Source organism: Paenibacillus sp. J22P165, assembly GCF_059692015.1.
The window spans coordinates 259,943-280,354 of record NZ_JCAUAP010000010.1 but is presented as its reverse complement, the minus strand read 5'-3'; the positions used below and the strand labels follow the sequence as shown (position 1 = coordinate 280,354).

Below are 20,412 nucleotides of genomic sequence, written 5' to 3'. Positions count from 1 at the left end.
TAATTAATCTACATATTCTATCAATGATAGACAAAAGAAAAGAAGGAAGGGAGTTGTATATGAAAATTATTACTAGATTGTATTTTTAGTAAATAGGAGATGAGTAGATGTGAACAACCAGAAGGTTATTATAAGTATTCTTGGAAGTGCTGGAGGAGTAGCTAAATCCGTTTTTGCCATATTAGACAAGTCGGTTCAAGATGTTAATGACCCTATCTATCATTTTATCAGTCAGTGTAACATTCATTTAATCGATTTGAAGCAAAAGGACGTGGCCTATTACGAATCAATGCTCCCTCATTTAAGCCATGCAATTACGTTACATCAGTTTGATTTGAGTAATCTGAAAATGTTTCGACAGCATTTAACCCGTACGAAGACAACGCTTGTCATCGATATCTCTTGGGCAGATACCGTTGAGATGCTCCAATGCTGCGATGAATTGGGCATTCCGTATATTAATTCAGCTTTAGAGAATACGTGGGTGGACGAAAACGAAGAGCTTGAAGGATTTACATTATTGGAACGATACCGTATTTTTCAAGAAAATAGAGGACGCTTCACGAATATGAAAGCGATTATCGGATCTGGTATGAATCCAGGCGTCGTGCAGTGGATGGCTTTGGAAGTGATGAAGCAAGCACCCGGCGAAATGCCGCTTGGATGCTATATCATCGAGCATGATAATTCATTTTATGTCGATCAGTCGATAGTTCAGAAAAGAACGATTTATACCACATGGTCTCCCGAATGCTTCTTGGATGAAGCCATATTGAATTATCCTATGTTTATGAAGCGAAATATGCCTGTATTTCTTTATAACGATGTGTATGAACTGGCGTTTAAGGTGTCTCTAGGGAACAAACAGTTTTATGGATGCTTGATGCCACATGAAGAGGTTATTACGTTGGGAAAAGCATACGACATGGAGACAGGCTTTATATATCGGGTGAATGATGTTACAACGGAATTACTTTGTGCCAATCTCAGCAATGCTGACGAGCTTTGGAATTGGAATCATAAGGTGTTAGACCCTGCAGAAGCCGAGCTGGAAGGGGAAGATTTGGTAGGTGTGCTGCTCGTGTATAAAGATAAGGAACGATTTATGTACAACGTCATGAGTAATCAAAGCGTATTTGCCGAATTCAAGACGAACGCCACCTATTTCCAGGTAGCATGCGGTATCTATGGGGCTATATCCACGCTGTTGCTTGATGAAATTCCTAAAGGTATTTATTTTGTTGACGAACTGTTGTCTCAAACAGACAGTGGATATGGTAAATACCTTTCGTATTACATGAAAGACTTCGTTACAGGCGAAAATAACGGGTCCGATGGGTTGTTACTAGATAGAGTTTCACAATGCTCAAATGGGGGGGCAAACGTGTGACGAACAGAAAGAGTTCTTTGACTGGCTATTACAAAGAAACAAATGAGGAACTGTGGCTATGGGACGATATACCGGAACTTGATATGGAGGTCGGCTATAAAGTCGAAGCGCTGCTCTATTACGAACAATCACCTTTTCAGGAAATAAGTATCGTTGATACGAAAGGTTTCGGCCGTATGTTAGTTCTCGATGGAACCCCTCAGGTTACAACCAAAGACGGCTTCATTTATAACGAAATGATTACGCACATTGCAATGACCACTCATAACGAACCTAAAAGAGTGGCAATGATCGGCGGGGGCGATTGTGGCCCTTCCCGTGAAGCGCTGAAATATGAAAGTGTGGGGCAGATCGACGTAGTGGAAATTGATCAAAGAGTTGTTGACGTATGCCGGGCATGGATGACCAAAGAAGGCAGCCATGAGCGTGAAGGGTGTATCCGCATGATATATAGGGACGGGTATAAGTGGATTCAAGAACAGAAAAAGAATTTAGATGTACTTCTTGTAGATAGGTCTGATCCCTATGGACCAGCAACCAGTCTATACAAGCAACAATTTTATCAATACGTATACAATAGTTTGACAGATGATGGCATCGTTGTCTTTCAATCAGGTTCTCCCTATTACAACCAGAGTATCTTTAGGAATACAGTTCACAGTCTGAGCAAGCTGTTCCCAATAGTACATCCCTATTTATGTACTATTCCTACGTTTCCTGGGGGAATATGGAGCTTTGTAATTGCCTCAAAGAAATGGGATCCTCTGGAGGCAGATTTGAGTCATTTGCAGTGGCAGGATACGAAGTATATCGATCCTGAAACGTTCAAAGCTTCCTTTGTATTGCCTAGCTATATAAAAAATATCTTGCATGGGAAGAAGTGACTGCTGATTAGTCAATTCGGCTTAGACATGTTCCACTTTAGGGGATTTTAGGCGTCGAATCATTGCGGTTTATGTAACCAAACCTATATACTGGATAGAGAACCCAATGATGCATGTCTATGATCTATTTGAAAGGTGAGATAACCATGTCGATTGATTTATCCAAGGGTCAACGCATTGACCTAACCAAAACCAACCCAGGTCTAACCAAAATCATTGTAGGACTTGGCTGGGATACGAATAAATATAATGGTGGTGGAGATTTCGATCTCGATGCCTCTGCGTTTCTTCTTCATGAAGATGGTAAAGCAAAATCAGCTGGTGATTTTGTGTTCTATAATAACCTGAAAGCCTATGATGGTGCCGTTGTTCATACAGGAGACAATCGTACGGGGGAAGGCGATGGCGATGATGAGAAAATTATGATCGATTTCGCCAAAGTTCCACAAGCGATCAGTCGAATTGGGATTACGGTTACGATTCATGATGGACAGCAACGCGGCCAAAACTTTGGACAAGTCAGTCATGCTTTCGTAAGAGTAGTCAATGATGCGAACAAGAATGAGATTCTTCGCTATGATTTGGGAGAAGACTTTTCCATCGAAACAGCGGTTGTCTTCTGTGAGTTTTATCGTTATGGGGCAGATTGGAAATTCCAGGCAGTTGGTAGTGGCTTCGCAGGTGGTTTGGCTGCGCTAGTAACGAACTATGGCTTGAGCTAGGTTCGCTTGTACAGGGTGGTTGCCTTCTGGTTGCCACCCTTCTGTTTATATATGTTTAGAAGAAGGGTGAAGTCAACATGAGCGTTGTTGCTGTGATCAAAGGACAAAAGGTGGATGTAACGAAAGTACATACAACACTTACTAACTTGGCTGTCTTCATCGGTTGGGAGACTCCCAATCAAATCGAGCTCGATACGTCGGCCTTTTTACTTGCGCAGAACAATAAAGTTCGTGGTGACGAGGATCTTATCTTTTACGGAAACCCGAGCAATAGCTTCATGACATACATCGAGAAGAAGGCTAATGAAAGGGAACTGCAGATCGATCTGAAACGTGTACAAACAGCTGTAGATAAGATTGCGTTTACGCTTACGATCTATGAAAGCGAGGCGAGGCGTCAGAACTTTAGCCAGGTTCGCAATGTCTATATCCGTTTCGTGAATCAAGCAACAGGGCAAGACCTACTTCGTTATGACTTGGGCAACCATTTCTCCATAGAATCAGCGATTGTTATAGGAGAATTATATAGATACAACGGTGAGTGGAAGTTTGGCGCCATCGGTGCTGGTTATGCTGGAGGCCTGAAAGCGCTTTGTCAGAGCTATGGTGTCGTTGTAAATAAGGATCAGCAGAGCGCACGGCCAGAACCGGAACCGAAGCAGAGTCATAAGGAGGAGCTGGAGCTGGAGCCGGAGTTGGCTAAGCTACCACCGATTAAACTTTCGAAAATCGAGTTAACGAAAAAGGGAGATAAAATCAACCTCGAGAAGAAATCGGGAAATCTGGGGGAAATCTTAATCAACCTAAACTGGAATCAAAAGCCAAAAGAAGACATTGCCTTCTGGATAGATTCACCAAACGGGATCGATCTTGATTTGGCCTGCCTCTATGAACTGAAGGATGGTAGTAAAGGGTTAATTCAGGCGCTGGGGAATACATTTGGATCACTTACGCGGGAACCCTTTATAGCTCTTGATGGAGATGATCGCACAGGTTCTGTTAAAACCGGAGAGAACATTCGAATTAATGGCACTAAGCTGGCTCATTTCAAACGGATACTCATTTTTACCTTCATCTATGAGGGTGTCTCGAGATGGTCTGAGGCCGATGGCATTGTAACGGTTAAACAAAATGGCGGGCCAGACATCATTGTTAAACTCGATGAGCACGAGAACGATCTCCCGATGTGTGCAATTGCTTTGATTCAAAATGTGAACGATGAAACGTTGAGTATTGAGCGAATCGTACGGCATTTTAAGGGACACCCCGAAATGGATAAAGCATATAATTGGGGTTTAAGATGGGTTGTCGGCAGCAAATAGACCTATAGAATGGCTAGGAAAAGGAAATGGCTATCGTTCCGGGAGGTTTCGTCTATGTTAGAGTTCTCTTTTGAGATCATGTCCGAATCAAATATTAACATCGAATATGTCTATGGCAGCGAAATGTTCAAATTAAATCTTTTTCTAAAAAATGGTTACTGGACCATCCATCCCTTTGATGGCATGCTCCTTCAGAATCGAGAGTTATGCAAACTCGTCATCATTGATTTATTCAAAAATAAATATTTTCAAATCATGTTGGCAAAAGAAAATATTGCTTTATCTAGTTTACGAACATCGATTGAATTGGATCCAACGAGAGAGCCAGAAGCATCTAATCCTGCGGAGCGCAGGGGCGGCCGATGGCAAGATCCTGTAGATGAGACAGAAGAATTCATAGGCAATCATTCCATTGAGGAAATTATTCAGATCGAGCATGATGCGCTGGAGCAACGGGTTACTTTTTACGCAGATTTGTTGAAAAAAATGTTTATGGACAACTATGGTCCAGGGGATCATGAGTTTGATAAGGTGCAATCTCTGGTGCGTATTTTGAAGGAAGCGCAGGCTAAGATGACGGAGCTTACGAAAACCGTGTAATTCATAGATGTTACTGGGAAATAGATCTTACTTGCCTGAAATCGGCCAAGGAGGTCTATTTTTTGTGGTTTTTATTACTTTTTAACATAACCAATCAAGAAAAGAGAAGTTTAGTCAAAAATGTCATATCCCTGTCAAATGGCTTTCTGCCTATGCGTTTCATTTTATAAAAATGTCTAATAGACGGTGCAATCTGTCAGGTTCTACAGTTAGTACAGAGGCCAACTTACCAGCAAGTATGAGCTGTATGGGGCATGGTCATCGATTCTTGTCTGGCGGGGAGGGAATGAGGGAGCGGTTCTGACCGATGGCAAAAAGGTGATTCGTAAGTTATGTAAAACCTTGCACGACGAGGAAGTATCGAGAGTAATCAAGCGTCTCTCATAACTCGAATAGAAGGAGTGAAAATAACAATGCGAACTAACAGACCATGGAGAAAAGTCGTTTCGTTACTTCTTGCAAGCGCTCTCTTTATACCGAACTGGTCCATGGCGTCCGCAGCTGAAGGGACAAGTGGGACCGAACTCGACAGCGTTTATTATAGTGATTTTGGCGATACAGCTGCGGTGGATCCTGCATTCTGGGGGTTTACGACTGCAAATGCCACCGTATCTATCAATACATATGGAGTTGCTGGGAATAGCACCCCGATGCTGCAGTTTACACAGACGAACCAAAGTGGTGGGCGTGTAGCGACCAAGAACTTTAGTACTTCGGTCAAAGGCAGCCAGATTCTCGTTGAATTTGATTGGTATCCTGGCAAGGTTAATGATAAAGCCGCGAGTAATCCTAGTGAAAACGGCGGTGAGTTTAGGCTCCTCGATAGCACGGGCAATACGGTGTTTACGGTAAATAATACGAATAACTCGCCATTGCAATATTTTGCAGGAAAGCAGCCTGCGGCTAGTACGGGTATTACTAATCCTCAAGCATGGTATAAGGTAGGGATTAATCTCGATGTAGAAAATGAAGCAGTTAAATTGAAGCTTACCGACAAAGCTGCGGGTACCAGTCAAGAATTTACGTCATCGCTGCAAGGTGTAGCTTTTGACGGTTCGGTAGCTTCGGTAAAACTGGTGGGCATGCGGACATCCGGCAATAATATTGCTTGGACGACGTACCTCGATAACTTCGGTGTTTATCATAAGCCTATTCCCGAAAATCGAATAACAAAAGTGGATAAGTTAGCCTATCACACTGTGTATGTAGACAAAAAGAAGCGGGATATCGATGCCATCGGCTTACCGCCATCTGTGAACGTTACCCTTGCCAATAATAGTAAGGCATCCGTACCTGTAAGTTCGTGGGTGAACGTCGGAAAGCCTTGGAATTCTAGTGTGCCTGGCGTGTATACGTTTCAGGGAGAGCTTGCCGTTCCGGCAAGTTTGGAGAATGGTTTTGGCAGATATGCAACCCAATATGTCTATAACCGTCTTACTCCACCTGATAAGGCAAGGCAGACAGAGTGGCTGGATAGAGGCGTAATTGCTTTGAAATCAAATGAGGGCATATTCGTGAGCTGGCGTCTGCTGGCAGATGAGTATGATCGCGATGTGAAGTTCAACATTTACCGCAACGGGCAAAAGCTGAATACGTCACCATTGTCGGTTACCAATTATGTGGATGCGGCTGGTGTCCCAGGTGATGACTACAAAGTGGAGACGCTGGTTAAGGGGAAATCAGATTCGAAAGCAGCGGCGACAGCTACGGCTAATGATTATCTTTCTATCCCGATGCAAAAGCCTGAAGGAGGAACAACGGCTACAGGCAGCTACACATATAGTGTTAATGATGCGGGTGTAGGCGACTTGGACGGTGACGGTGAGTACGAGGTTGTTGTGAAGTGGTATCCCTCCAATGCCATCGACAGCTCGCAGAACGCTATGACGGGGCCAACGATTTTTGATGCTTATAAAATGGACGGCACGCTCTTATGGCGGATGAATATGGGGCTGAATCTCACATCGGGAGCCCACTATCATCAATTTATCATTGCAGATTATGATGGAGACGGCAAAAGTGAGTTCCTCATTAAAACGGCGGATGCCACAACCGTCTATGGGGTAACTAACGGGAAGTTTGATAGCACCAAGGTTATCAGTGTCATTGGCAATGCAGCGGATAATGGCAAATGGGTGAATGAGGCTGGCCATATTTTCGGTGGGCCTGAATATATCTCCGTATTTAAAGGAGAAACAGGGAAGGTCATCGACACGATTAATTATGCATTCCCGCTGGGGGACGTCGCTTCTTGGGGAGATACGTGGCACAATCGTTCGGACCGTTTCCTTGCCGGATTAGCTTATTTGGACGGCGTAAAGCCGAGCGCGATTTTTGGCAGAGGTTATTATGAACGGACGACGTATGTGGCTTATAGCTTAGTTCGTGGCAAGCTCAAAGAAGAGTGGACCTTCGACTCCGCTCAAGCGGGCAGAGGTGCAGGCTTAGGTTTCCACAATCTAGCCACTGCCGATGTTGATAATGACGGTTTCGACGAGATTATTGCAGGTTCGTTGACCCTTGATCAGGATGGATCCATTCTCTATGAAATGGATGGCGACATGCAGCGTGAACAGGGTTCACACGGTGATGCGCTTCATGTAGGGGCATTTGATCCTGCACGGGAAGGCCTTCAGGTTATGGCGGTACATGAAGTTCCGTCTGTGGCTTCTGTAGAACTTCATGATGCTGCAACTGGGGAAACATTGATGTCCTACAATGGTTATGTCGATACAGGGCGTGGTTTGGCGTCCAATATTACCGCAAGCCCAGGCTTTGAATTCTGGGGTACGGGAGGAACGACGCCAGCATCTGGTGGTGGCATTTATAACGTCCAAGGTCAGGTTGAAGTCGATAGTTTTAGAACGGCAGGTGTATCGGTTAACTTCTCGCTTCTCTGGGATGGGGATTTATTAAATGAGCTGTTGGATAATACATCGATCACCAAATTTAATCCTATCACGAAGAAGGCGGAGCCTTTCAAAAGCTTTGCAGGTGTCGTCAGTAACAATGGCACGAAGGCGACGCCGACCCTACAAGCCGATATCTTAGGAGATTGGCGTGAGGAAGTTCTTCTGCCGACAACGGACAGTTCGGAACTGAGAATCTTCAGTACGACTATTCCTACGGAGTACCGAATTTATACACTTATGCATGATCCAGTGTATCGGAACGGTATTGCATGGCAGAACACAGCGTATAATCAGCCGCCGCACTTGAGTTTCTACCTCGGTGAGGACATCAGAGACACTGTTCTGGCAGGCGGATTAAAGGCGCCGAAAGTCCAATACACGGATAAACACCACGATAAGGATCCGAAAGATCCTAAAGATCCTAAAGATCCTAAAGATCCTAAAGATCCTAAAGATCCCAAGGACCCAAAAGATCCTAAGTAACGTTGAAGTTGTTGCTCTAGCATAAACCATTATTGCAGGCTGTCCTAAAAGTAGAATCTACTTAGGGGCAGCCTTTTTCCGTAAGTAAGACTCACTTTAACTCTCACTGGAGTTTACGTTAGTCCGAGTTTGCCGAACTAAAACAAGCGGTCCTCTCTAAAAAGAAGCAATAGTCCGAGTTTGCCAAACTATTTACCTATTATCCATCACTGGAGGGAGTTTAAGCTGATTTAGTGGGGTTATTTCGGACTAACGAAGCATGGATGACGCTCACAGTGAAATTAGTTTGATGATTTCGGACTAATGATGCCGGAGATCCTATCGCGCGCGAATCCTGGGCGCACTAAGAATCTTTCTCATTGAAAGAATAGAGATAATGTGTTACCATTTCCCTGATAATGATTATCATTTTTATTGATAATGATTATTAACATCAATTACAAATATACATACATCAGGGGGTCATGGGTTTTGAAAAGGTTCGTTTCATTTTTACTTTTAACAGGTTTATTGGTAATGACAGCATGTTCGTCACAAACAAAGGAAGCGTCAGCTCCAAGCACAAGCACACCAAGTCCAGCTACTACGGCTGCTGCTAGTCCTAATGCTCAGAAAACTGCTGCTGATGCAGACAAAGTATATAGTTTGACGAATGATGGGATTGACCCAGCGGCTGTTACCCAAGCTTTAAGCCAATTCCCAGCGAAAGTGCCGACGCGCATTGTAACAACATCTGTACCCTTGGCAGAAATGCTAAATCTTCTTGGGATTACGCCTGTAGGTGTACCAACTTCAACGAATCCGCTTCCAGCGGCATTTGATGGAATTAAACGTATTGGCTCACCTATGCAACCAGATCTAGAGGTTGTAACGAGCTTGGAATCCGACCTGCTGCTTGGTGCGGAATCCCTCAAAAGTACGCTGGATAAAAACTTGGCAGGAATCAAGCTTGATAAAGCCTACTTGCGTACAGATTCCTTTGAAGATTTGAAGCTTAGCTTCAAAGTGTTAGGCACGTATTTTAAGAAAACAGATGAGATGAATAAAATTCTGACGAAGATCCTAGATCAAGAAAATATCTTGATTAAAGAGTCTAAAGGCAAGAAAGCACCTAAAGTTATGCTAGTGATTGGAACAGCAGATTCGTTCATGGTAATGAGTGAAAAGTCTTACTTAGGAAGTCTTGCTAAGAAAGTAAATGCAGATAACATCGCCACTTCTGCTTTGAAAGTAACAGCAACTTATTCCGCAATTAACATGGAGCAGATTGTCGCAATTGATCCGGACATTGTATTGGTTCTAGCTTCTGGCGACCATGGCGCAACGGTAGATAAGTTCAAAAAGGAAGTAGAGAAAAATACCACTTGGAAGCAACTTTCCGCTTATAAGAATGACAAGATTCAGATATTGGATTACAGCATCTTTGGTGTAACGTCCATTACAAATGTAGATAAAGCATTAACTCAAATCTCTAACTACTTCTATAAATAACCTGAGGAGCTACACCCGTGATTAGCAAAACTCGAAACCAGTCGATTGTTATCTTGACGTTCATACTTGTAGCGATAGTCGCCATCATCGCGATTGGTCTAGGCAGTGTATCGATCTCAATACCGGATATTCTCAAGACGTTATGGGGTTCTCCGTCCAAAGCCATGCATGCTACGATCATCTGGGATATTCGATTGCCTCGCGTTTTGCTGGCATTGATTATTGGCGCTAATATCGCCATCTCAGGCGCGCTTTTGCAAGCTGTCATGGGCAATCCGCTTGCTGACCCTGGGTTGACAGGGGTTACTAGCGGTGCCGCAGCTTGTGTGCTTGTGATTATGCTAGCAGCACCTACGTACACGCAATTTATTCCAATTGCTGCTTTTGTAGGCGGCGTCATTGCAGCAGGCATTGTGTACTCACTTGCGTGGAGACGGAGCGGGATTACGCCGATAACCATTATTCTTTCCGGCGTTGCCGTAAATGCTTTATGCGGAGGCGTTATTGGCTATTTGACGATTATGTACAGTGATCGACTTCCTTCGGCGGTACAATGGCTGAATGGCAGTCTTGCTGCAAAAGGAAATAATGCATTGACGATGATTTATCCCTATGCGATCGTTGGTTGGATTCTGTCGATGTTCGCCATCCGCAAGGCGAATATCATTCGTCTTGGCGACCAAGTCGCATCGAATCTGGGTGAGAATACGAACCGTATTCGTATCCTGTTGTCGCTTTTGGCCGTATTCTTGTCAGCGGTATCCGTAGCAGCTATTGGCATGATTGGATTTGTAGGTCTCGTCATTCCGCACATGTCCAGACTCTTAGTAGGCTCGGATTATAAATTTCAACTGCCGATGAGCATGGGGCTTGGAGCCCTTGTCTTATTGCTTGCAGATACAGGTGGACGGACCTTGTTCGCCCCACTTGATATCCCAGCAGGCATTCTCATGGCCGTAATTGGCGCACCTTATTTTCTATATTTGATGAGAAGGAGAGCGTTCTAATATGTTGACAGTCGATGGGATTTCGATCCGATATGAACAGAAGAGCGTCATCAACAACTTCTCCTTCTCTGTCAAGCAAGGTGAGATATTGTCGATTATCGGGCCGAATGGTTCGGGTAAATCCACACTGCTCAAAGCCGTTTCTCGGCTGATTCCGTATCATACGGGAACGGTCATGCTTGACGGTGTAAATATGAAGTCATTGAGCTCCAAACAAGCTGCACGCAAGATGTGCATACTTAGTCAGAAGAATCAGGCGCCAAGCGATATGACAGTGGTTGATCTTGTCTCATATGGCAGGTATCCGCACAAAAAGTGGTTCGAGAAGTTAGATAATGAAGATTTAGGTATTGTCGATTGGGCCTTGGAGAAAACGAAGTTACTACCTTACAAAGACCGAACGGTTTCTTCCTTGTCCGGCGGTGAATCGCAGCGTGCCTGGATTGCGATGGCGTTGGCACAACGTCCTCAGATTTTGCTACTAGACGAACCGACAACGTATCTGGACATTTCTCATCAGCATGAAGTGCTTGAACTCGTTCGAGAACTTAATCAGTCGATGGGGATGACAGTCGTTATGGTTTTGCATGATCTTAATCAAGCGTCCTGTTATAGTGATAGTATTGTTGTGGTGCAAAACGGTGAGAAGGCGATGAGCGGAACACCGCGTCAAGTGATGACGACAGATATGATCAGGGAAGTGTATCGGATGGATGCAGAGGTCACCTACGCTATGGCTGAGCAGAAGCCTCGTATTCATCTATTAAGTACGGTAAAATAGCCAACCCTATAATTGGAGGAATCAGCATGCAGAAGAAACCGGTTGATATTGAGAAGAATAAGGAAAATTATTTGCAGTTTATTGCCAAGCGCAAAAACTTGATTTTGAGCTTGATTGACGATGAAGGTAAGCCGTTTATCAGCTACGCTCCTTTCGTTAAAAAAGATGGCAAGCTGTATATTTATATTAGCCAAATCGCTGATCACTATCGTTATATGGAAAACAACGATTTTGTTGATGTGCTGCTGATTGCCGACGAATCCGAAACCAATAATAAATTTGCAACAGAACGCGTGCGTTGGAGCTGTACTTCTGAGAACATCGGTAACGAGGGGCATGACGATATTTTCGAGTTATTCAATGCGGATCATGGTGCGAAAATGGTAGATTTGCTACGCGGACTAGATTTCTCATTGTTTGAGATGACACCTTTGCAAGGTCGTTATGTTGTTGGCTTCGGTATGGCTTTTGACTTAGATCTGGAAGCGAATAAATTCACTCATGTTGTTGTGGATAAAAAGAAAGATGCCATCAATAAATAATGATCTGTCCGTGGACAATGATGTAAGCAAAGGAGATCACTTCATATGACTTTTTCAACAGTGCTGCCTATCTGGCAAGCGATTCAAGAACGTTTTCATAAAACAGTGAAGGCTTTGCCTGAGCAGGATTTGAGCTTGCAGGTAGGTTCTTCCACGATAGGCGGTTTGCTATATCATAATGCGGAAGTAGAGTTCATGTTCGCGGAATGGTTTTTTGGAAAAAGCATACCTGAGAATCGCAAAGGGGACGCGGACAAGCCATCCTTCACGAATTTGCAAGAATTGGTTGACCTGCTAGCAGCATCGAACGCGCACCTGATTGAAGCAATGCGTGAGCTTCCAGAGGAAGCTTGGCAGGTGAGTGTGGAGTCCCGCATCGGTGCATCCACGCCCCTTGAGGCTGTCGGGAGATTGATGTACCACACGGGTATTCATGCTGGGCAAATCTCGCTCACACAGAAAAACGCGGGTACGCCAACAAGTAAATAAAACGAAAATAGACCTCACTTGTGCGCAATCGGCCAAGGAGGTCTATTTCTTATCTCATTTTACCTTTTACAAACAAAAACTCAACACGACCGTAATATCATTCTCCGATAAATCAATATGCCCATTTTCGTTACGGTTAAATCTATAGCCGTTGTCCTCGATCCCCTTACATATACGAAATAGCCGATGTTCATCCATTTGGATTAGCTTTGCAAAGTGTGCTAGATACATGGGCTTATCATTTAGAGAAATCATCTTACCTACCTACTCTCTGTGAGGGTTATTTGTGCTTAGCCTTAAATTAACAAGAATGAGTTAAAAAGTATCAGGAAATTTGTCGTCCTTATTCTGAAAAAAGGAAGTGTTTGATAGTTTGTCACAAACTGTGATCAAGCCGTCGCCGCTCATGTAAACGGATATCAGCTTTTTGACACAACAACAAAAAGGCCGTCGCACACATAGCGATAGCCTCATTTATTTGTCTACAGAGCCGCGATACACGCTATTCCGTCCGTTCCTTTTTGCCTGGTAGAGCGCTTGATCACAAGTCGAGTAAATGTCTTCGAGGTGTGCCCCTTCACTCGGGACGATCGTGAGAACGCCTATACTGATGGTGTAGGAGATCTTCAATCCAGAAACACGCGAGCCTTCAACGGCCTGTCTGAGCTTCTCCGAGTAGAGCGTTGATTCCCGTTCATTCATGCCGGGTACGATAATGGCAAATTCGTCTCCGCCATATCTAGCAAATAGATCATCGGCGCCAAGCTGAGCCTTCATTCGCTTCGAGAGATCAACAAGCACCTGATCCCCGATGTCATGACCGAACGAATCATTAATCGACTTAAAGTTATCAATATCAAACAGCAGCAAGGTAATTGGCTTCTTTTTCTTCTCATAATCGGTCATGTATTGATTCGTAAGTGTGACGAATGTCCTCCGGTTGAGCGTACCGGTTAAATCGTCATAATTGGCCAGTCGAAGCAAGGCTTGGTCGGTCTGTTCTTTCATCAAGAGAATGAATCCCGTATTGCCTACAATCATAGCGAGATACTGGCAAAGCAGCATCAGGGTCTGATTACCGTCCAGATGATAATAGCTCATTAGTGTGCCAAAGAATAAAGCACTGACGACCCTAATAAGAAGCACAGTAACGACGATCAGATAGAAATAGCCAATGACTTTGGTCAATGTAGATGCAGCTTGCTTACGAATCATTTGGAAAGCTGGAATGAGGAGTCCCACAGCTATACCTATGGAAACAAAGGAAATTCGGAACTTCTCTTCGTTATAAAAAAGCAGGATGCCATGGAAGCCAACAATGTTGAAAAGGGTCAAAGCCGCATACAGGTTCCGAATCTGCCTGCTCAGCGTATTTTGAATCTTCAGGATGGAAATCGTTTCAAATGCATAACCAATAAATAACAATGAGTTCACAAGAGATACCGTAAGTGAATCCGAAATGCCGCCACGAACCATTAAAAGAAGCCAAGCCGCGGCTTGCGTACATTTGGCATAGAAGAAGTACCGAATTGTACTATCATCCTTACGATGACGCCAGTAGGCAATAATGAACACGGCCGTAAATAGTTGCCCGATGACGAGAGTTAGCAACATGGTTTTCATATCGATAAGTAGTTCCATTTTGAACCTCATCTGACTGTTGGAAGTTTGGGGGATTTTTCGAAAAAAATGTCGAACATTTTTACTTTACCATAAAATTGAGGTGAGGTGCTTCTAAATTTTTCCAAATATAAACGATAATTCTTCCTTGCTTTAGTTTCCCGTTATTGGCTTGATTATTCTATGTGTAAGTTAGGTATTGGGTACATTGTAGGGCCGATTAAAATTCCTTTCACGCATGGTGACTATCAATTCGTGAATAGATGTAGAAACTACAGCTAATTTGCTCGAATCTGACGTTTTTCATGATTAGATGGAAAAAATGCATTTAATTTGTAAGAAATTTGAAGCGTTGAGCAAATCGAAGAAATTTAACTACAGATAATACAGTTAACCTTTCGGATTCGAGGATTGCGTCTCAAATAGATGGAGAAAATCCAGTTAGATTGCAAGAGGAGGGTTATTACTCTTAGGTCTTTAACGAAAATAGAGGTTGTTTCAAAAGTCTAAATTGAACTTTTGAGACAACCTCTTCTGGTAATAAGAGTAAACGTCGATGCTTAAGGTTTGTTCGGAACCGCACACGTGCCGTCCAAACAAGCCTCGTCGCTGGCTGTTTCAGCAACCTGTGGCGGTTGCTCGGCATCCCATAGCTGTTGCATAGCGTTCAAGTAGACGCCACTTGGTTGTGCACCGGACAACGCATGTTTGCCGTTGATGAGATAATACGGAACGCCGCGGATACCGAGGCGACTGCCTTTGTCTTCTTCGGCGCGCACGTCCTCGGCGAACTGATCGCTATCGAGCACGGAGAGGGCCTCTTCGCGATCAAGTCCTATAGCTTCCGCAATGTCTGCAAGGATGCCATGGTCGCTTACATTCTTGGACTCACTGAAATATGCACGGAATAATAGCTCCGATATAGCTGCACCTTTATTTTGCTTCTCGGCGAATAACCGCAACCGATGAGCATCGAAGGTGTTCGTCAGCACGAGGCCATCGAAATTAAAGTCGATCCCCTCACTAACAGCTTGCTGACGCATCTTCTCATTCATGGAGATCGCTTCCTGACGGCTCATGCCGTATCTGGAAGAGAGCATGTCATAAACGTCGTGTGGGACGCTTGTAGGTGCTTGACGGTCTAACTCAAAGCTGCGATAGACAACTTCAACCTGATCACCGTGGGCAAAGCTCGCTAGGGCTTGCTCAAAGCGGCGTTTGCCAATGTAACAGAACGGACAAGCAAAGTCCGACCAAATTTCAACTTGCATAAGGTTCACCTCGTAGTTAGGAGTATAACGATTATTTATTGAATAATAGCGCAATACTTTCATGAATGGAAGTCGGTTTTCTGCCAATTAGCTTCTCAAGGTCGTTGGACGTGTGTCCTTCGGTTCCTGCAGCCATTTTACGATCAATCGCCACTAGGAAGTGTACAAGACCTTCAGGAAGTCCAGCCTGAACCATACCTTGGAAAGAATCCTCATCGGAGACGGATTGGTAGTTTACTTCGGTACCTGAAACCTGTGATAGAATAGCGGCTAGTTCTTCATAACTCCAAGATTGGGACGATGCAAGCTCATAAACATAATTTTGATGGCCATCCTCGGCAAGGACTGTTGCCGTAGCCAAGGCTAGGTCATCGCGTGTAGCTGTATTTATTTTTCCTGTTCCTGCTGAGTTTATTATGCGGCCATTATCGATATAACCTTGCAAGCTCGGGTTCACATAAAGCTCCTGATACCAAGTGTTTCGCAAGATCGTTGTTGGAATTTCTGATGTTTTCAGCGCATACTCAGTCGCTAGATGCACATTGGCCAGTGGGGCGAAAGCATCAACATCTGCAAAAGCAAAGCTCGTGTAAACGATATGCTGGACACCGGCTTTTTTGGCAGCTTCAATTGCACTGACATGCTTGCGTACACGGCTAATCGAATCATCTTGCGGGGAAGAAATAAGCAGGAGCTTAGAGGCATTTGCGAAAGCTTTCTCCATCGATGCAGGATCATCCAAATCGCTATATCGCACTTCAATGCCTAACGCTGCAAATTCAGCGGCCTTCTCGACATTGCGAACACTTACAGCGATCTCACTCGCTGGTACTTTGTTCAGTAAGTGCTGAACCACCAATTTACCAAGTTCACCTGTTGCTGCTGTAACCACGATTTTTGACATGACTAATGTCCTCCTATTTATAAAAAAATGTTGGTTAATTCGTTATAGTCATATATTATTATAGTATCTTTAAAAATGTAAGTAGTAACAATTTAATAACATAGTCATAAAAATAAGACCATGGAGAAAGCGAGGGATTGGACATGTCCCGAACATCGTTTCAGGGTGAAATTCCAGTAGAACAAATTGAAGTCTGCCCCGTTACCGCGACCCAAAATGTCATTGCAGGTAAATGGAAAATCATCATTCTGTGGCATTTAAGAGAGACAAAACGGTTTGGCGAGCTTCAACGGTTGGTGCCTGGTGTATCGAAAGGCATACTGACGACGCAGTTGAGAGAGTTAGAAAAGGATAACATGGTTCATCGGAAAGTGTATCAGGAGGTTCCTCCTAAAGTGGAATATTCCCTGACAGATGCAGGAAGAAGTTTCATTCCTATCCTCGAGAGCATGGGGGAGTGGGGGAAGAAGTATGAGATCATTAAGAAGAATGGTGAGTGAATGCGGCGCATGCCAACTAGAAGAACCCCTGACTCTCGCAGTCGGGGGTTTATTTATGATCACTATGTAAGTAAACGTATAGGAAGATAAGCTCGTTTATTATGGATTCGCAATAATCTTGCCATTTTGCCACTCGAATTCATACTCGAATTGTTCCGTGGAGTCATAAAGGGCAGGCGAGTAAGGACGAACAATGTGATTGTCAGTGCGTTTCTCTGATAGCTTCTCTGGTTGACTCTCTTTTGCAGCAACACCTAGAACCGATAGGGACAATATACAGAAAAATACGAAACCGATTTTTGCTGTCATAGTCGGATGCCTCCGTCACAATAAGATATCTTTAGGATACGATGTTTATGTCATTGCAATATTATCTGGAAGTAAAGAGATTGTGTTATTTTTATATTCTTACCCAACTCCCGCAAAATGAAACAAGCAAACAGAAAACGGGAGACAGAAGGCAAATCTATTACCTATAAGCAGTGGCACTATTAGCGTATTGTTTATGGAAGTTTTTCCATTATAATGGAAGCGATTCCAATCGCGCCACGCCTTGCTTTATCTCATTTTGACCTCTGTTCAAACTCTTATAGTAAGAAGACCTAGATTCATATATAATTTAGGAGAAAATGTCGAAATCATAGGTATTATCTACGTTTTACATAATGGGGGAGCAGGCAAGCGTGAAACGTAAATTGTGGCAGCAGATTGGAATTGGTATCGTTGGTGGCCTTCTAGCAGCCGTTGCGCTGGCCGTTTATATCCCAACTCAGACAGAGACCAATGATTCCCCTAATGCAGGGAAACGTCATGTCATGATCCGACTGGAGGATGTTGGATTAGGCGGTGATTACAATACACTCGAAGGCTTGGGGAAATTGCGGGCCGTCATGAATTACATTGAGTCTGAGGATGTACCCTTTCATGTGGCGGTAATTCCCAGAAGGATGAGCTTGCAAGATGATGGTGTCTGGAAGGAAAAGGGGATTGACGACCCCAATCCAGACGAAGTTGTCAGCGCGTTTATTCAGGTTCTCCAGCAGGCTGAGCAGCATGGCGGTGTATTAGGCATGCATGGGTACCGTCATCAATATGGGGAGACCTATCGTTCGGATGGCGAGCAAAACTCAGGAATAGGGTCTGAGTTTAACATTAAGGATGCACCGGAAACGCAAGAGCTCTCTTATGCAGCGGAACGGATGAAAGAAAGCTTGGCTGCCTTTGCTAGAGCAGGTCTACATCCCGCGTTCTGGGAGTCTCCCCACTATAAAGATACCCACGAGCAGCAAGGCGTGTTTCGTTCTTTCGTCGGGCTGATGTATCAACCTGATCTCTACGCTAAAAACGCACGTGATGATATGAATACCTATGATACGATTAATACGTACGGACAAGATAGTTTGGGTTCTGTCTATATCCCTGCGCCATATCGCTACATCAGCGACGACAAATCAGTCGATCAAATGTTGGATAAGGCAGCAAAGGATGATGGACTAGCTTCTTTTTACTTCCATCCTTTTTTAGAATTTTCACACCTTGAACCTGTCATAGGGACGGATGGAAATCCAGCAGTGAAAGAGGGTATTCCTCTCTATCACTATAAAGAGGGAGATACAGCGTCTTACTTGCATAAATTGATTGCAGGCTTTAAGAAGCTAGATTACCGCTGGATGTCACTGCACGATATCGTCCCTTTTACTCCTGCACATCGTGTTACACTGCCACCTAGAACGAAGCTGCAGAATGTGATGCTAGGCGATGTAACAGGCCGTGGACATGCGGATGTGGTCGTGCGCCAGCTCCATCGTATTCTAGTTATTCCTGGGAATTATGAAATGCCAAGAAATCGCCAGCAGGAAGCTTCACAAGTATGGTTAAGAGAGACTTTTGCTCCTGAAGAGCAGATTTTGCTTGTGGATGTCAACAGTGATGGCAAACAAGATCTGCTCGCGTATAACGCAGAAACAGGAAATGTGAGGGTAGCCATAGCCGATCAGAAACAGTTCCTGCCAGTTCGCGCAATGGGGGCCTTACCTTTAGGACTTTCATCTATTCGTACGCTTCGGTCTAGCGGCGGCATGGGCTTGATTGCTAGAGGTGACAAGGGTCTTGTGCAAGTTAACTGGTTGAATCAGCAGTTGACGTATACAGAGTCCGACACGAAGCTGCCTGAAGATGCTGAAATTTTCACAGCTCACATGCAAGACACCGCTGCAGATGATGATATCCTGTGTGTCTCTCATAAGGAGCGACGGGTATCCATTATGTATCGTCAAGGACAAGGCATGTTCGCTGACCCCCAAACAGCAGGTGGGGTTTCCTTTGGGAATAGCGATCAGCTGCTAGTCGGCGACACGAATGGTGATGGACGAAGCGATCTGATTGCGTATAACGCGGAGACGGGCATCTGGCGGGTATTCCAGAACGAGGGAGATAACCATTTCCAGCCGCTGGATAACGAATTTGGCCCTTGGGCACAAGGCAAAGAGAGACGTGGTGTCGTTGCTGATTTTGACGGCAATCGGAAGATGGATATGGGCTCCTATGATGAAACGGGGCATGTGTTGGATTTAGCTCTTTCATTTCGAAAGGGAACGCGATAGGTAGGCGAAAAAGCACCCGGAGGGGTGCTTTTTGCTGTCTGCAGCTTCCGGTATAGTTACAAAACTTTGAAGTATGATGTGATTTTGTAAGATAGGAAGCGTAAATAGGTACATGAATGCTATGTATGTCCCCATACCTTAACTAGTTACTATTCATAGAATAGAGTAATTGGTCCTTGTCCCTGAGGGCCTAATGCCAACTAGAAAGGATGAAGGGACTGTGGAGGATAAAAAGAAAGAGCAAAAAAACAAAATTGAAGTTTCGGTAAAACCAATTATTAATGTTAATGTAGGAAACGCGTCGTCGAAGAAAGAGAAAAAATGCTGCTCTTGCAGCGGTATGGTCAACAGTTATGTGGAAGCGGAAGAACTGACGTTGCGTTTTCAAATTTGCCCCAATTGTAGGATGGAGGGGAGCTTAATCTATTTTACCGTGGAGGACGGTTCATTTACGTCCAACTCCTTTAGTCTTCCGAAATGTTATACTTCGCTTACAGGAGATACGGTATTAGAAATAAGCGGTTCAGGTTATTTTAATTTCCTAGGGATAACCTTCCAAGGTCCTTATGCAATTACTTTAGTAGAAAGACTAGGTGCGACAGATGACGTTGTCATGTTTTCTTTTGCTGGCCTAGATATTTTGGACAGTGAAAACTCGTTGCTTGGCACCTTTAACGTAAATGTACCGGACGGCGACCTTTCCATTACGCAATGCAGCAAGGATTGTTCATGCGGAACGTCACCTCCTGTGCCTCCACCTCCAACCAATGGAATGGCTGCTGCGAGCAAAATGACAAGCATGAATCGGCTGATTATCGTAAAGCCTGATGGCCAAGTGATTACGCGGTGATTCGTAGAAATTGACGCGGGGCTGTTTGAGGCGATTTAGTT

General features: G+C 44.1%; 18 protein-coding genes. 14 read left to right on the top strand and 4 right to left on the bottom strand.

Annotation, left to right across the window (positions count from 1 at the left end; genetic code table 11):
- Positions 1–109: 109 nt before the first annotated feature.
- From AC58QM_RS25770 to AC58QM_RS25720, 11 genes are all read left to right on the top strand, one after another.
- Positions 110–1,390, top strand: a complete 1,281-nt coding sequence (locus AC58QM_RS25770) for an S-adenosylmethionine decarboxylase related protein (protein WP_497287689.1) — start codon at positions 110–112, stop codon at positions 1,388–1,390.
- Positions 1,387–2,274: a polyamine aminopropyltransferase gene (speE, locus tag AC58QM_RS25765; protein WP_497287688.1), complete on the top strand. Its 888-nt coding sequence runs from the start codon at positions 1,387–1,389 to the stop codon at positions 2,272–2,274. Before AC58QM_RS25770 ends, speE begins: the two co-directional genes overlap by 4 nt.
- Positions 2,275–2,420: 146 nt before the next feature.
- Positions 2,421–2,996, top strand: coding sequence for a TerD family protein (locus AC58QM_RS25760; protein WP_310502445.1), 576 nt, complete (start codon positions 2,421–2,423; stop codon positions 2,994–2,996).
- A gap of 77 nt (positions 2,997–3,073) precedes the next feature.
- Positions 3,074–4,318 (top strand): TerD family protein, encoded by a 1,245-nt coding sequence (locus AC58QM_RS25755; RefSeq protein WP_497287687.1) that lies wholly within the window; start codon positions 3,074–3,076, stop codon positions 4,316–4,318.
- Between the two features lie 54 nt (positions 4,319–4,372).
- Entirely contained in the window at positions 4,373–4,918 is a 546-nt protein-coding gene (locus tag AC58QM_RS25750) for a hypothetical protein (RefSeq protein ID WP_497287686.1), read from the top strand.
- 413 nt (positions 4,919–5,331) lie between these two features.
- Entirely contained in the window at positions 5,332–8,313 is a 2,982-nt protein-coding gene (locus AC58QM_RS25745; protein WP_497287685.1) for a rhamnogalacturonan lyase family protein, read from the top strand.
- A 471-nt stretch (positions 8,314–8,784) separates the two neighbouring features.
- Entirely contained in the window at positions 8,785–9,804 is a 1,020-nt protein-coding gene (locus AC58QM_RS25740; protein ID WP_497287684.1) for an ABC transporter substrate-binding protein, read from the top strand.
- A gap of 17 nt (positions 9,805–9,821) precedes the next feature.
- On the top strand, positions 9,822–10,811 hold the full coding sequence (locus AC58QM_RS25735) for a FecCD family ABC transporter permease (RefSeq protein ID WP_497287683.1): 990 nt from the start codon (positions 9,822–9,824) through the stop codon (positions 10,809–10,811).
- Between the two features lies 1 nt (position 10,812).
- Positions 10,813–11,592, top strand: a complete 780-nt coding sequence (locus AC58QM_RS25730; RefSeq protein ID WP_497287682.1) for an ABC transporter ATP-binding protein — start codon at positions 10,813–10,815, stop codon at positions 11,590–11,592.
- A gap of 26 nt (positions 11,593–11,618) precedes the next feature.
- Positions 11,619–12,134 (top strand): HugZ family pyridoxamine 5'-phosphate oxidase, encoded by a 516-nt coding sequence (locus tag AC58QM_RS25725; RefSeq protein WP_497287681.1) that lies wholly within the window; start codon positions 11,619–11,621, stop codon positions 12,132–12,134.
- A gap of 45 nt (positions 12,135–12,179) precedes the next feature.
- Positions 12,180–12,623: a DinB family protein gene (locus AC58QM_RS25720; protein ID WP_497287680.1), complete on the top strand. Its 444-nt coding sequence runs from the start codon at positions 12,180–12,182 to the stop codon at positions 12,621–12,623.
- A gap of 474 nt (positions 12,624–13,097) precedes the next feature.
- Here the strand turns inward: AC58QM_RS25720 and AC58QM_RS25715 are convergent, their stop codons facing one another.
- The 3 genes from AC58QM_RS25715 to AC58QM_RS25705 all read right to left on the bottom strand — a co-directional run bounded on the left by AC58QM_RS25715 (position 13,098) and on the right by AC58QM_RS25705 (position 16,418).
- On the bottom strand, positions 13,098–14,264 hold the full coding sequence (locus AC58QM_RS25715; RefSeq protein WP_497287679.1) for a GGDEF domain-containing protein: 1,167 nt from the start codon (positions 14,262–14,264) through the stop codon (positions 13,098–13,100).
- A 539-nt stretch (positions 14,265–14,803) separates the two neighbouring features.
- Positions 14,804–15,514: a DsbA family oxidoreductase gene (locus AC58QM_RS25710; protein WP_497287678.1), complete on the bottom strand. Its 711-nt coding sequence runs from the start codon at positions 15,512–15,514 to the stop codon at positions 14,804–14,806.
- Positions 15,515–15,545: 31 nt separating this feature from the next.
- Positions 15,546–16,418 (bottom strand): SDR family oxidoreductase, encoded by an 873-nt coding sequence (locus tag AC58QM_RS25705; protein WP_497287677.1) that lies wholly within the window; start codon positions 16,416–16,418, stop codon positions 15,546–15,548.
- A 143-nt stretch (positions 16,419–16,561) separates the two neighbouring features.
- On the opposite strand from AC58QM_RS25705, the gene AC58QM_RS25700 reads away from it, so the two are divergent.
- Positions 16,562–16,918: a winged helix-turn-helix transcriptional regulator gene (locus tag AC58QM_RS25700; RefSeq protein ID WP_497287676.1), complete on the top strand. Its 357-nt coding sequence runs from the start codon at positions 16,562–16,564 to the stop codon at positions 16,916–16,918.
- 99 nt (positions 16,919–17,017) lie between these two features.
- On the opposite strand, the gene AC58QM_RS25695 is transcribed toward AC58QM_RS25700, so the two are convergent.
- On the bottom strand, positions 17,018–17,227 hold the full coding sequence (locus AC58QM_RS25695) for a hypothetical protein (protein ID WP_497287675.1): 210 nt from the start codon (positions 17,225–17,227) through the stop codon (positions 17,018–17,020).
- Between the two features lie 374 nt (positions 17,228–17,601).
- Between AC58QM_RS25695 and AC58QM_RS25690 the strand changes: the two genes are divergently transcribed.
- Together AC58QM_RS25690 and AC58QM_RS25685 are read left to right on the top strand one after the other, a co-directional pair.
- Positions 17,602–19,521 carry a DUF2334 domain-containing protein gene (locus AC58QM_RS25690; RefSeq protein ID WP_497287674.1) on the top strand — a complete coding sequence of 640 codons (1,920 nt, stop codon included), beginning with the start codon at positions 17,602–17,604 and terminating at the stop codon, positions 19,519–19,521.
- A 193-nt stretch (positions 19,522–19,714) separates the two neighbouring features.
- Positions 19,715–20,371, top strand: a complete 657-nt coding sequence (locus AC58QM_RS25685) for a hypothetical protein (RefSeq protein WP_497287673.1) — start codon at positions 19,715–19,717, stop codon at positions 20,369–20,371.
- Positions 20,372–20,412: the final 41 nt, after the last annotated feature.